Source organism: Lacrimispora sp. 38-1, from assembly GCF_049890855.1.
GTDB lineage: Bacteria > Bacillota > Clostridia > Lachnospirales > Lachnospiraceae > Lacrimispora.
The window spans coordinates 19,721-32,895 of sequence record NZ_JBANEW010000069.1 but is presented as its reverse complement, the minus strand read 5'-3'; the positions used below and the strand labels follow the sequence as shown (position 1 = coordinate 32,895).

Here is a 13,175-nt window from a genome sequence, read left to right as displayed (position 1 = left end):
ATGCGTGATTATGAAATGATATTAGAGCAGGTGGAGCGGCTGATTCACAAGTATAACCAGAAAGAAGATATTAAGCAGAATTACGGAGTGGATGTGTCATTAACACGGACCGAAATCCATATGATTGCTTCAATCGGTGAAGAACCGGGAATTGGAGTAAAGAAACTAGCACAAAAAAAAGGTGTGACCGATGGGGCAGTTTCTCAGATGATTCGCAGACTGGTTGGTAAAGGGCTGGTGACAAAAAAGGTTTCTGAAGAATCAGAAGCGAAAATAGAACTGACATTAACAGATAAAGGACAAATTTGTTTTGAAGTACATCATAAATATCATATGGAAAAAAATAAAAAATGGCATGATCTGTTAGATAAACTGGATGACAGGGGATACGAAGAAGTCGTAAAACTGCTTGAAGAAATAGAGGTGCGGATTGATTCGGGTATAATTTAATATAAAAACAAGAAGGCCTTAACTGGAAACCATCCCTGTTAAGTCCTTCTTGTTTTATACTCATAAAAAATTTATAAGAAATATTGACCCTGACATCATGTCATAGTGTAATATAGAACCAGAAGTACAGGAGGTGAAGAATTGGTATGAAAACAATTAAACAGGTCTCAGATCTAACGGGTATCAGTATCCGGATGCTGCATTATTACGACAAAATCGGTTTACTGAAACCCAGTAAGACAACAGATGCTGGTTATCGGCTATACGGAGATGATTCTCTTGAAATTCTGCAGCAGATACTTTTTTTCAAAGAATTGGATATTCCGTTAAAAGAGATGAAAGAAATTTTGAAAAGTTCACATTACGACAAAAAACAGGCTCTTGGTAAGCAAAAAGATCTACTGGTGCTGAAAAGAGACAGACTGAACGAACTGATTGAGCTTATTGAGAAAAAATTGAAAGGTGACGAGACAATGAGTTTTAAAGAATTTGATATGAGTGAGTATTTTAATATGCTGGATACATTTAAGCAGGAACATGAGAGTGAAGTGGTCAAATATTATGGCAGCGTGGAGGAATTCAATAAAATCATTGAAACAATGAAATCCAAAGAGCTTGAAGGCGCAAAAATGGCAATAAAGCAGTTTGGCAGTATTGAAAGATACACAGAAGCCATGAAAAATAACCTGGATCATCTGCCGGACGTGATGGAAGGATTTCAGACATTAAAAAAGAATATAGATGTTTATATGGCTCAAATGGATGAATTAATGGAACGCTTAACATCAGATTTAAGTACAAATCCTTCTTCACCCCATATCCAGGAGATCGTGAAAGAAATGGATGATATGGCAAGAGAGCAAAATGAAATTGTCGGGTTGGACATGGGAGAAAATTACTGGGGACTGATGGCAGACTTATATTTAACAAACCCCGCGTTCACAAAAGTTCATGATAAAAAGTACGGCAAAGGAGCAACAAAATTTATAGGGGAAGCTCTCAAAGTCTATAGTGGGGAGTGAATAACCTGTAATGTAATGATACAATATGATTGGAAAAAAAGTCGGACTTCTTTTAAAATGATATGATATACTGTCATTGTCTTAAGACGAAAGGACGTGAAAGTATGAATTATTATGAATGTATGCAAGAATCCATTAATTATATTGAAACTCAAATGTATGAAGAGATTGATTTAAATAAAGCTGCTGATCGTGCATTTATGTCATTATCCAATTATTACAGGCTGTTTTTCGCCATTGTCGGTTGTAATGTGAAAGAATACATACGATTAAGGCGGATTCATCTGGCGGCACAGGATCTTTTATCCAATGACTGCAGCATCCTTGATACAGCTGTGAAATATGGCTTCACCAGTGCCGATTCCTTCTCGCGTGCATTCAAAAAAGCAACAGGATTTCTTCCAAGTATTTTCAGAAAGCAGGAAAGACAATACATTTTTGAGAGGGTTGACATTATGGATAAATATTTTGAGGATCAGGACCTGGAACTGTCAGAGAAATATCCAGATATAAAAGTGCTGAAGGAAACCGATTCCTTTTATGGAGCAGCGTTTCGGGCAGAGAGCAAAACGCCGGAAAATGATGCCTTTATGGGTCTGAAAGCATGGTTTGATAAAAACAATATCGGAGACATTATGCCGGATTACCGTGTGTATGGATATGACATTCCAAACTCAGCAAAAGATGATGGCACATATGGATATGAGGTTGTTGTAACTATTCCGGATGATTTTGAAGTGATGGGAGACGGGATAGTAAAAAAACATTTTGAAGGCGGTCTTTATGCTGTGACAGAAACAACAGTCGGCGATATTGTAAAGGCGTGGCAGAGATTTATATCCTGGCTGGATATCAGCCGGTATGAAATGGGTGCGCATCAGTGCCTGGAAGAACATGAGGTCGAAAGCGGCTTTCTTAACCGGGATTTTGCCAACCAGGAAAACATCAGGATCAATCTCTATATGCCCGTAGTGAAAAGAAGCCAGACCGAATATGGCAAAGTGATACTGCAGCCAGTTCGTGTGGCATATTACCGGGAATATGGAAATGATTCCGAGCAGACGGCCCATAATGTCTTTCATGTAATGCTGACCTGGGCAAAGAAGAACAGACTTGATTGCGGTAAATGCAAAATGTATCTGTACAATCATGGATTCACCAAAGTAAAAAAATTCTGGTTTGAGATTATGATTACGCTTGATAAGGATTTTGTATTTCAGGATGATTTGATTAAGGAAAAGGTATTTGAAGGCGGAAAATATCTTACCTATGACACAAGCCTCAGTCACCTTATGCCAAGCTGGCAGAAAGTAAATCAGTATGTAGCCTCCAACAAGATAAAAAGTGGAAAACATCAGTGGGTAGAAGAATGGAATTTAGATAATTGGGAATGTCCTGGAAAGGGAATTAAAATATTTTTTCCTCTTGCTTAGATTAATCTCTAAAGACTCTGTCATAATAAGGCAGAGTCTTTAAAATTAACAAAAGTAATCTTTAAGATCAGAGATTTATATGTTAATATAAGCTTAGTTCCCCAAGGCATTTATGAAGGAACGTATCGTATCAAAAATAATAGATCGGAGGGATTATTTATGGAAGAATGGCTGACGATGGCGGGATTTTCTATAGGAATAATTGTATTGCTTTACCTGTTTATCTTCAAGATACTTGGATTAAGAGTCATCAACTCAAATGAGGTGGCTGTAGTAGAAAAATGGTGGAGTCTTAAGGGGTCACTTAAGGATTCCATTATCGCCCTGAATGGCGAAGCGGGGTATGCGCCCGGACTTTTGCGGGGCGGTATCCATTTTAAATCCGTGCTGATGTATAAAATACATAAGTACCCGCTTATTACGATTCCCCAGGGACAAATCGCCTATTTATTTGCCCGTGACGGTGCTCCCCTTTCTCCGGTGCAGACTCTGGGACGGATCGTGCCTGAAGCAAACAATTTTCAGGATGTTTCCGGATTCTTAAAAAATGGCGGACAGCGCGGTCCGCAGAGGGGAATCTTAAGAGAGGGTACCTACGCTATCAATCTGGCACAATTCATCGTGATCACCCCCAGCGCCATCAAATCCATTTCCAGCAACTTAAAGCAGGAGCGCAACGAACTGATCAGCATGCAGAAGACTCTGGCTGAACGGGAGGGATTCTCTCCTGTGGTGATCATGGGCAGAGGGGGAAATGAGTCCAGTGACATGATGGGTATTGTTACGGTGCATGACGGTACCCCTATTCAGCAGGGCGAGATTATCGCCCCGGATGTAGGTGAAGAACATGCCAGTTTTCAGGATCCGGAGAAATTTCTGGAGCTTGGAGGAAGACGGGGCAAGCAGATCCAGATTTTGACGGATGGTACCTATTACATCAATCGCCTTTTTGCCACGGTTGAGTTCCGTCCTAAAACAGTTGTGCCTATTGGTTTTGTAGGTGTTGTGGTTTCTTTCTTTGGCAGTGAGGGCGTGGATACCTCAGGAGAAAACTATAAACATGGAGAACTTGTCAGCGTTGGTTCCAAGGGCGTACTGGAAAAACCACTGATGCCAGGAAAATATGCTTTCAATACCGATGCGGGCAAGGTCGTACTTGTTCCCACAACCAATATTATCTTAAAATGGAACAAAACCGAAACCGGAGATCATAAGTATGATGAGAACCTTACGGAAGTGGATATTATCACCAAGGATGCGTTTGAGCCTTCCCTTCCGCTGTCCGTAGTCATGCATATAGACTACAAGCAGGCACCATGGGTCATTCAGCGCTTTGGTGATATCGGAATGCTGGTAAACCAGTCTCTTGATCCCCTTGTCAGCGCATATTTCAAAGATGTGGCCCAGACAAAGACGCTCATCGAGCTGATACAGGAACGAAGTGCCATTCGTGAACGGGCTGTTCTTGAAATGAAGGAGAAGTTTGAAAAATATAATCTTCAGCTGGAGGAAGTTTTAATTGGTACGCCTAAAACGACGGTAACCGATACCCAGATCGAGAACATTCTGATGCAGCTTCGGGAACGGCAGATTGCCGAAGAAAAAAAGGTCACCTATCAGAAGCAGCAGTCTGCAGCGGAAAGTGAGAAATCCCTGCGTGAAGCCCAGGCGATTGCGGAACAGCAGAGTTTTCTGACGAAATCCAAAATACAGATTGAAATTGAGGGTAATAATGGTGCGGCCCTTGCAAGCCGTGCAGAACAGGAATCCAACCAGATCATTGCTCTGGCAAAGGCCAATGCATCCAAAATCAAGCTGGAGGGTGAAGCGGAGGCTTCCAAAGAATCTAACGTCGGTCTGGCAAAGGCACAAGCCATTGAGGCACAGGTTAAAGCTTATGGAGGTGCCGAATTCCGTGTCATTCAGGAGGTCACGGATAAACTGGCCGATGCTGTCAAAAATGCTACCGTGGATATCGTTCCAAAAACTGTTGTACAGATGGGAAGTGGAGATAACGGTTCAGGCAGCAGCTCCGGCGGGAGCGGCACTGTCATGGATACCCTGCTGAAATTCATTACACTGGATAAACTCGGAGTATCCCTGCAGCATATTTCTGAGCCGTCTGCTGCCCCACTGTCAAATGAGCCCGTTAAGTCAGAGCAGGGGGAAGATGCACCGGAAAAGCAGCCGGAAACCGACTAAAACAAACGCATTTTATCGGGTTGGTGTAATACAATCCTGTTATACTTAGCGCAGAAAGGAGGCAGGATGGACTATTTAAAAGGAATGAATCATGCACTTGACTATATTGAAAGCAATTTGGATGGAGAAATTGATTACTCCACAGTGGCAAAGCTGGCTTGTTGTTCAATCAGCTGTTTTCAACGAATGTTTTCGTATATTGCTGACATACACTTGTCAGAATACATTCGGCGCAGACGGATGACATTAGCTGCATTTGAATTGCTAAACAGCAATGTGAAAGTCATTGATCTTGCTGTTAAATATGGCTATGAATCCCCGGATTCTTTTTCCCGTGCATTTCAAAATGTTCATGGAGTAATTCCCTCTGTGGCACGCAATACCGGGAAACCTTTAAAAGCTTATCCTCGTATTACCTTTCATATTTCTATTAAAGGAGATGCTGAGATGAATTACAGGATTGAGAAGAAAGAATCATTTCGAATTGCGGGATTAAAAAGGCATTTTCATGCACCGGAGGATGATCCGGGTGCTGTGGACAAATTCTGGAAGGAAGTGTTTGAAAATGGAACTTATGAAGAGTTAATGGCTCTGTCAAGTGGTGATCCGAAAGGCGTTCACGGTTTTATTGAAGTGATCAGTGAGGAAAAAGTGGATTATACCATTGCCTGCGTTACTGATGAAGAGCCGCCGGAGGGCATGGACAGCTTTGTCATAAGTGAAGCAACATGGGCTGTTTTTCAGATTGAAGGACCGGTGAATATAGCAGTGGAAGATGCCTGGAAACGTATTTTCAGTGAATGGCTGCCTGCATCGGGGTATCAGTATGCTGAAGCGGTGGATATTGAATGCTTCCCAGATCAGGGGAACAGAGGAGCAGCTGATTTCAAATTTGAGATATGGCTACCTGTAAAATAAGTGTTAATTTAGATGATGCCGCCCAAAAACCAGCAGGTCCGGGCGGCATCATTTTTAAATAGTTCCTCTTACCTGCTTCCGCCGCCGCCGCCGCCGGAGAACCCGCCGCCTCCGCCTGAACTGACGCCCCCTCCGGTTCCATCTGTATTGGAAACCGGAGACGCAGCGCTGGAAATATGGTGTGTCATGGTCATTAAATAGAACATATTGTAGGAATTGCAGCCGTATGTGCCTGCGAAGGAGTCAAAATGTTCCGGATCAAGGGCTTTCATACTTTGAAGAACCTGCTCTCCAATCTGGAACAGGGTGGCAAACACAAGATAATCTCCCCAGAGTGCTCCCTGAGATGTCTGGTCGTTACTTTCTCCTCCCATATCCCTGAGATATTTTTGAAATCCAAGTATCCGGACAGCCTGTTCAAAACCAGAGGCAGTGAATCGAAGAGAGTTTTTTAAGTCTGCCGCAGCAGCATTTAAGTCCATTAATTCATTATCCCCTTCCAGTTTCACTCTGCTTTCCCATGCAGTAAGCTTCTTATAAAATTCCTCTGAACGCTTTCCAATGTCAGAGGTCCAGAGAATGTTATTTTCATCGGATTCACTGAATAAGATCATGTACAGCGTATACTCCACTGAGGGTCCTTGTGGCTGAGTCTGTGTAAATACAATGGATTCTTCTTCCTTAAGTTTTCTGCCATTCGTATTTTCGCGTTTTTCCATGCGAATATACCCTTTCTCCTGCCAGCGGATGAGATATGCACCCATAAGATTTTCTAAGGAAATCCCCTTGCGGAGCAGCTTCATGGCGGAATATACAGCAGGAATGCTGCCGTCAAAAGGGATGGACCAGTTGACGTTTATCTGTTTCATTGCAGGAAGCCGCATAACTGTTCCGTCTGCCAGCTTGTAACGGGTATAAAAGAAAGCAATGGGAATGATGGCCATAACAATAGCCGCCCCTAAAATGGCAAAGATGATATACATAGCCGTATCTGAGTTATCGTTATCTGCGGATTTCTGCAATTTTTCAAAAGACATATCTGTTTTTGGTGCTGCGGGAAATAAGCTTCTGTCAAAGCGGCAGAGTACATTCACATAATCACTTTTTCCCAAAGCTTCTGATGAAAAGGCAGTAAGGCTGCCATCGCTTTTCATTTCCACTTCACCTTTAAAACCATAACCCCAGATCCGGGCGTTGTCTGCTGTTAATTGTGTATCAGGCATCCGGATCTTAAGATAGGCTGATCCCGGAGCACTTGAAAGTTCGGAAATGAACTGATGATAAAATCCGGCGTAATCTCCATAATCTTTGACTAATCCCTCAATCGTATATTGTATGGTATATTGATGGTCACCATAATTTCCTATGCCCCAGCAGAGTTCGTAACCGCGGGAGGTCTTTAATATTCCGCAGGTGCCGGACTTTTCCTCTCTGGAACGTTTCGTATCCCAGCTATCCAGAGTTTTGTATTGCTTTCCTGATTCGTCCGAAACAAGAAAAGAATGTACGCCCATTCCATCCATGTTATTCAAAGCCTTATAATACTCTGTACCGCTGGATACACCGCGTACATCCCAGATTTCGGTTATAACTGCAGAACCATCACTCTGAAGCATGACATCAAGATTAATAGATGGTATTGCATCCTCTGCCGCAAATACAGAAGCTGCATTCACTGCGAATAGTACTGCCAGCAATATGAAAAATGCCAGCAATTTTTTTTGCTTGAAATTCATTTATCTTCTCCTCGTCTTGTAATTATCTGTTTATAAGTTTCTATACATAGCTGTTAAGTAACGAACAGGCGGTCTGAGTCTCCGCTTACAGTTGAGTATACCACATTTTTCTATGACATATCACCATTTTTAAGCAAGCATTGTATATCCGAAATGAAACTGTTTATTCAAATACCGGCAATTCATATATATATTCCTGCTTTCCTGTTGACATTCAATTTCAAAATAGTTATAATTAATAATAGTTACATAAATGAACTATTAATAATATATATTATTTGCATAATGAACTAAAAGGAGGTAATTCTTTGCGCGACCAAAAATTAGATGCAGTTTCTGAAAGTTTCTTAAAAGTATTTCCCGTCGTTATAAAGTATTTTATATTACTTGGAGATCAGGTATCTGAACCAAATTATTCATATCAGGATTACCAGATACTGCATGCACTAAAAGATATGGGGGAAGTTCCGATTTCAACTGTTGGCAACATACTGCTCATCTCTAAGTCCAGGATGACGGTTCTTGTTGACAAATTAATTGATCATGGACTTATTGAACGATATCCTGATAAAAAAGACCGCAGAATTATTAATATTGGATTGACTGAAAATGGCAGAGAGTTTACATTTCATCACAAAGAGAAATTGAAATCAGATGTAAGTGAAAAATTTTCAGGTCTTAGTGATGAAGAACTGGAACAGTTTTTAAAATCAATCGCTAATTTCCAGGAGGTTATGGCAAAAACAAATATGGATGGCAAAGAGAGGGATAAAAAATGAATTTAGAAATTGAAGAATATAAAAAATATCCGAGCCTTAATGAGGTGGATGACTGGGTAGAATCTATATGGAAAATGGCTGACACAATAAAATGTGATGCTGAAATTTTGCCTGACAACGGATTTTCTTTCAGTTTTGGGATCAGACATGTGAAAAATGAGTTCAGATATGTTAAATTCAAACCGGAAGGAATGGATGAGTTTTATGGGTACTGGCAGCCAGTGATGTCCGGACCGGCACCGCTGTTGATCCATACACCTGGATATGGTGCAGAAATCAGTACTCATCCAGAACTTGTATCACAGGGATATAATGTTCTGCATATTTCACCACTGGGATATGCTACGCCAAATGGACCGGATAATAGCAAACAGCGGGATGATACGTGGCCGGTGTTAGCTGACACGATACTAAGTTGTGCCGAAAAAGGATATAAACAATGGCTTGTGAACTGTATATTGGCAATTCAGTGGGCGATGGCGCAGCCGGAAGTTATAGAAAACAGGGTTTCATTTTTTGGTACAAGTCAGGGCGGAGGGTGTTCCTTGCTGTTAGGTTCGATTTTTAAGGATAAAGGGGTGAAATGTGTAGCGGCAGATGTACCTTTCCTCACGAATCTGCCTTTGGCAAGGAGTGTGGGAGCAATTACATATAACTACGAACCGCTCTGCTCCATTGATAAAGTTGATGGTGGCTGGCGGGCTTTGGGATTTGTAGATACAATTTCTCATGTTAAAAGATTAAACTGCCCTGTATTACTGACTGCAGGTGGGAAAGACAATATTTGTCCTGCTGAAGCTGTAAAATCTTTATCAGAATTATTACCTGGTACTTGTTCTTATAATTATTTTGAAAATTTAGAGCATAGATATTCAAGAGAATTTGTAACTCTTTTATCCTCATGGTTTCATATGTATGCCTGATTGCCGAATGGGGAGCACTTACTGTATCAGCTGCATAAGATATAAAGGGAGGCGGTAAAGTACGGAATCTTAAGTTTATATCGGGCGGCCCGGGGCGAAATACAAATGGGAAAGGGCAGCAAATAGATATAAAGGGAGAGAGTATTTTATGAAGAAGTTATTAAGTGCAACAGCAGTTTCTAATCCCACATGGTATGCAGGCGAGAGAGTTATTTTTCATGGACAAGCGAGACCTTATGATTATTATGGCGCAAAAGATCCTACCATCGTTTATTATGGAGGAAAGTATCATGTATTTTATACCGGCGCCAATCAAAGCGGCGGCTGGCAGATGCTTTATACGTCAGCGTCCTCGATCTCAGGCCTTAAAAATGCTGCGCGCACCTATATGAGTTCTATTGGGGAAAGCTATTTCTGCGCACCTCAGGTATTTTATTTTGAACCGAAAAAGTTATGGTATCTGGTATACCAGGACGGAACACATGGTGCAGCATACGCAACAACAACGAATATAGCTGACCCAAGATCATGGTCAGGACCAAAATCCTTTGGTATCTCCGGAAATATGGGGTGGGATTACTTTGTGATTTGTGATAATTCCTATGCTTATATGTATAATACCCCAAGTGACGGCTCTGGTAAATTATATGTACGAAGGACTTCGCTTTCTAATTTCCCGTCAGGCTGGGGAGCACCTTCCGTAGCCATATCAGACACATTTGAAGGCGCAAATGTCTATAAGTCTTTAGCAGATGGGAAATACTATCTTGCGATTGAAGATATGAAAGATGGTCGGTATTATGAATTGTGGCAATCAGGCAGTGCCGGAGGTCCCTGGAACAGAGTGGCTGAGAAGTGGGCATGGAGAGGCAATTTACAATACAATGCAGACAGGTGGACGACCAATGTATCTCATGGTGAATTCATCCGTGCCGGCTATAATCAGAAGATGGAGATCAATGATATAAACCGGGTTGATTTTCTGATTCAGGGAACAAACAACTTATCAGGACCTTATCAGCAGATTACCTGGGATCTGGGAGTGATAAAAAATTACAAATAAGAAAAACGGATATAAGTATGCAGTCAATATTAGAAGAATTATAAATGGTACAAGCCTTTAAAAGACTGAAACCGCCAAGGAGTTCAAACTTCCTGGCGGTTTTTAGGTGAGTCTCTTAAACAGAAGTATCAGCATTCCAATGATTGTATAAATCTCCAAACTGATGTAAGATAAAAATAAGTTCGGAGGGAGGAGATTTATATGTTAATTGATAATGCGATTAAGCTATGTTCCACATTTACTCCTGTTGAAAATGACGTTGCACTTTATGTTATGAAGAATAAGGAGCACATCATCAATTTATCGATTCAGCAAATGTCTGATGAAATACACATTTCCAAATCAGCCATTCACAGATTCTGCAATAAAATCGGGCTGAAAGGGTTTAATGAACTGAAAGTTAAGCTGGCACAGGATTTGGCAGAAACGCTGAAAGAGGGGGAAGTGATTGATGTAAATTATCCCTTTAAGAAGCAGGACAGTCAAAAAATGATTGCGAGCCGGCTGCTAAAACTATATGAAACAACAATCAGGGATACTTATGATTTTATTGATCCGGTGGAATTGGAGAAAATAACCAAACTGCTTCATAAAGCCAGTGTAATTGATATTTATACTCATGCACACAATTTAAATCCGGCGGAAAATTTTCTGGATAAGATGCTTACAATCGGCAGAATGGTTAATTGTCCAAAATCGTTTTATAAGCAGAGAATGACGGTTTTGGCTGCATCCAGTGACCATGCAGCTCTCGTATTGTCATATTCGGGAAAAGCTACTTTCATACTTCCGATTATCCGTATGCTTTATAAGAAAAAGATACCCGTGGTTTTAATTGGCAAAGCAGGAAGTAATTTATATCCCCAGTATATAAAGCATCATCTCTATATCAGTGACCGGGAAAACTTACGGGACAGAATATCCCAGTTCGCTTCGCATATTGCGATGCAATATATGCTGGATGTATTGTTTGGCTGTATTTATAATATTGACAGAAATAAAAATATTGATTATCTTCATCAAGCTATTTCTTTTATGGATGACAGAGAAATAGACAATTAAATGGGTGCCGGAGCATCCATTTTTTTTGTCCGGAATTCAGAAAGTTTCAGCACTGCTATCAATAAATGAAGGGGTTTTGGAAAAAAGTATCTGTATGCATTGGGAAGATTGATTTTCTGATATCCAATGTTTATGATAAATCTGTCAGGAACAGCTGTTCAAATTGACAGGCATGAGGAGGATTTAGATGGAACATTCAATAAAAATAGTTACCATTGGAGGAGGAAGCAGTTATACTCCTGAACTGATGGAGGGATTTATAAAACGCTATAAAGAACTGCCGGTCAGGGAGATCTGGCTGGTGGATATTGAAGACGGACGTGAGAAAGTTGAGATCGTTGGTGCACTGGCGCAAAGAATGTGGGATGCGACGCCTTATCAGGTAAAGGTATATACCACTCTGGACAGAAGAGAGGCATTGGTAAATGCCGATTTTGTCACTACCCAGTTCCGGGTGGGACTGTTGGATGCGAGGATTAAAGATGAGAGAATTCCTCTGCTCCATGGAATGCTGGGACAGGAAACCAATGGTGCCGGCGGGCTTATGAAAGCCTTTCGAACCATTCCGGTAATGAAAGAAATTATATCTGATATGAAAGAATTGTGTCCGGAGGCATGGCTGATTAATTTTACAAATCCAAGCGGTATTATAACTGAGACAGTAATCAGACATTTTGGCTGGAAAAGATGTATCGGCTTGTGCAATGTCCCAACCATAGCCATGATGGCGGAGCCGGCGGTGCTTCATAAAGAGGCGGGGGAATTAAATTACCGGTTTGCCGGGCTCAATCATTTCCACTGGCATAAGGTGTTTGACAAACAGGGAAAAGAGCTGACGTTAGAGCTCATCGGACATATCAATGAAAGAAACGGGGGTACCCCTGCAAATATTTATCAGGCTGAGTTTCCCATGGAACTGCTTAAGACAATGAATCTGCTTCCCTGCGGATACCACAGATATTATTATATGCAGAAAGAAATGCTTGAGCACAGCCTGGAAGAATTTAAAAACGAAGGAACCCGGGCAGAGCAGATGAAGAGAGTGGAAGCGGATTTATTTGAGATATACAAACAACCGGAACTTAAAACAAAGCCGGAACAGCTGTCAAAGCGGGGAGGGGCATATTACAGCGATGCGGCATGTGAGTGCATCAGTGCAATTTATAATGATAAGAGGCTGCATATGGTTGTAAGTACGGAAAACCAGGGAGCGATCCCGTGTCTGGACAGTGATTCTATTGTAGAAGTATCTTCCCTGATTTCCGCAAAAGGTGCGGAGCCCATTGTATGGGGGGAGATGCGTCCGGCAGAAAAGGGCTGGCTCCAGATTATGAAGGCAATGGAAGAGTGTACAATTTGTGCAGCCCTGTCTGGAGATTATGGACTGGCCCTTGAAGCATTCACCATAAATCCTCTGATTCAGAGCGGAGCAGAGGCAAAGAGAGTGCTTGATGAGCTGTTAGTTGCACATGAAAAATACCTTCCACAATTCCGGGAATCAATTGCACTATTAAAGGAAAAAGGAATTGAGTCTGTTGATCCGGTAGTCAGAAACCTTATGAAATACGGATATTAATGAGGAGGAAC

The 13,175-nt window shown here is 41.4% G+C and carries 11 protein-coding genes; 10 read left to right on the top strand and 1 reads right to left on the bottom strand.

Annotated features, from left to right (window positions below):
* From V7D18_RS20650 to V7D18_RS20630, 5 genes are all read left to right on the top strand, one after another.
* Nucleotides 1-450, top strand: a complete 450-nt coding sequence (locus V7D18_RS20650; RefSeq protein WP_426157064.1) for a MarR family winged helix-turn-helix transcriptional regulator — start codon at nt 1-3, stop codon at nt 448-450.
* A gap of 146 nt (nt 451-596) precedes the next feature.
* On the top strand, nt 597-1,472 hold the full coding sequence (locus V7D18_RS20645) for a MerR family transcriptional regulator (RefSeq protein WP_426157062.1): 876 nt from the start codon (nt 597-599) through the stop codon (nt 1,470-1,472).
* Nucleotides 1,473-1,576: 104 nt separating this feature from the next.
* Nucleotides 1,577-2,905, top strand: coding sequence for an AraC family transcriptional regulator (locus V7D18_RS20640; protein WP_426157060.1), 1,329 nt, complete (start codon nt 1,577-1,579; stop codon nt 2,903-2,905).
* A gap of 159 nt (nt 2,906-3,064) precedes the next feature.
* Complete coding sequence (locus V7D18_RS20635; protein ID WP_426157058.1) at nt 3,065-5,107, top strand: SPFH domain-containing protein; 2,043 nt, start codon at nt 3,065-3,067, stop codon at nt 5,105-5,107.
* 66 nt (nt 5,108-5,173) lie between these two features.
* The gene (locus V7D18_RS20630; protein ID WP_426157056.1) at nt 5,174-6,025 is read left to right on the top strand and encodes an AraC family transcriptional regulator; all 852 of its coding nucleotides are present in this window, start codon (nt 5,174-5,176) and stop codon (nt 6,023-6,025) included.
* A 68-nt stretch (nt 6,026-6,093) separates the two neighbouring features.
* Here the strand turns inward: V7D18_RS20630 and V7D18_RS20625 are convergent, their stop codons facing one another.
* Nucleotides 6,094-7,761 (bottom strand): DUF2207 domain-containing protein, encoded by a 1,668-nt coding sequence (locus V7D18_RS20625; protein WP_426157054.1) that lies wholly within the window; start codon nt 7,759-7,761, stop codon nt 6,094-6,096.
* A 308-nt stretch (nt 7,762-8,069) separates the two neighbouring features.
* Here V7D18_RS20625 and V7D18_RS20620 point away from each other — a divergent pair, with 308 nt between their 5' ends.
* From V7D18_RS20620 to V7D18_RS20600, 5 genes are all read left to right on the top strand, one after another.
* Nucleotides 8,070-8,540: a MarR family winged helix-turn-helix transcriptional regulator gene (locus tag V7D18_RS20620; protein ID WP_426157052.1), complete on the top strand. Its 471-nt coding sequence runs from the start codon at nt 8,070-8,072 to the stop codon at nt 8,538-8,540.
* Nucleotides 8,537-9,463, top strand: a complete 927-nt coding sequence (locus tag V7D18_RS20615) for an acetylxylan esterase (protein WP_426157050.1) — start codon at nt 8,537-8,539, stop codon at nt 9,461-9,463. Before V7D18_RS20620 ends, V7D18_RS20615 begins: the two co-directional genes overlap by 4 nt.
* A 148-nt stretch (nt 9,464-9,611) precedes the next feature.
* Nucleotides 9,612-10,526 (top strand): non-reducing end alpha-L-arabinofuranosidase family hydrolase, encoded by a 915-nt coding sequence (locus V7D18_RS20610; RefSeq protein ID WP_426157048.1) that lies wholly within the window; start codon nt 9,612-9,614, stop codon nt 10,524-10,526.
* A 201-nt stretch (nt 10,527-10,727) separates the two neighbouring features.
* Nucleotides 10,728-11,588, top strand: a complete 861-nt coding sequence (locus V7D18_RS20605) for a MurR/RpiR family transcriptional regulator (protein WP_426157046.1) — start codon at nt 10,728-10,730, stop codon at nt 11,586-11,588.
* A 187-nt stretch (nt 11,589-11,775) separates the two neighbouring features.
* Entirely contained in the window at nt 11,776-13,164 is a 1,389-nt protein-coding gene (locus V7D18_RS20600; RefSeq protein WP_426157044.1) for a 6-phospho-beta-glucosidase, read from the top strand.
* Nucleotides 13,165-13,175 lie beyond the last annotated feature (11 nt).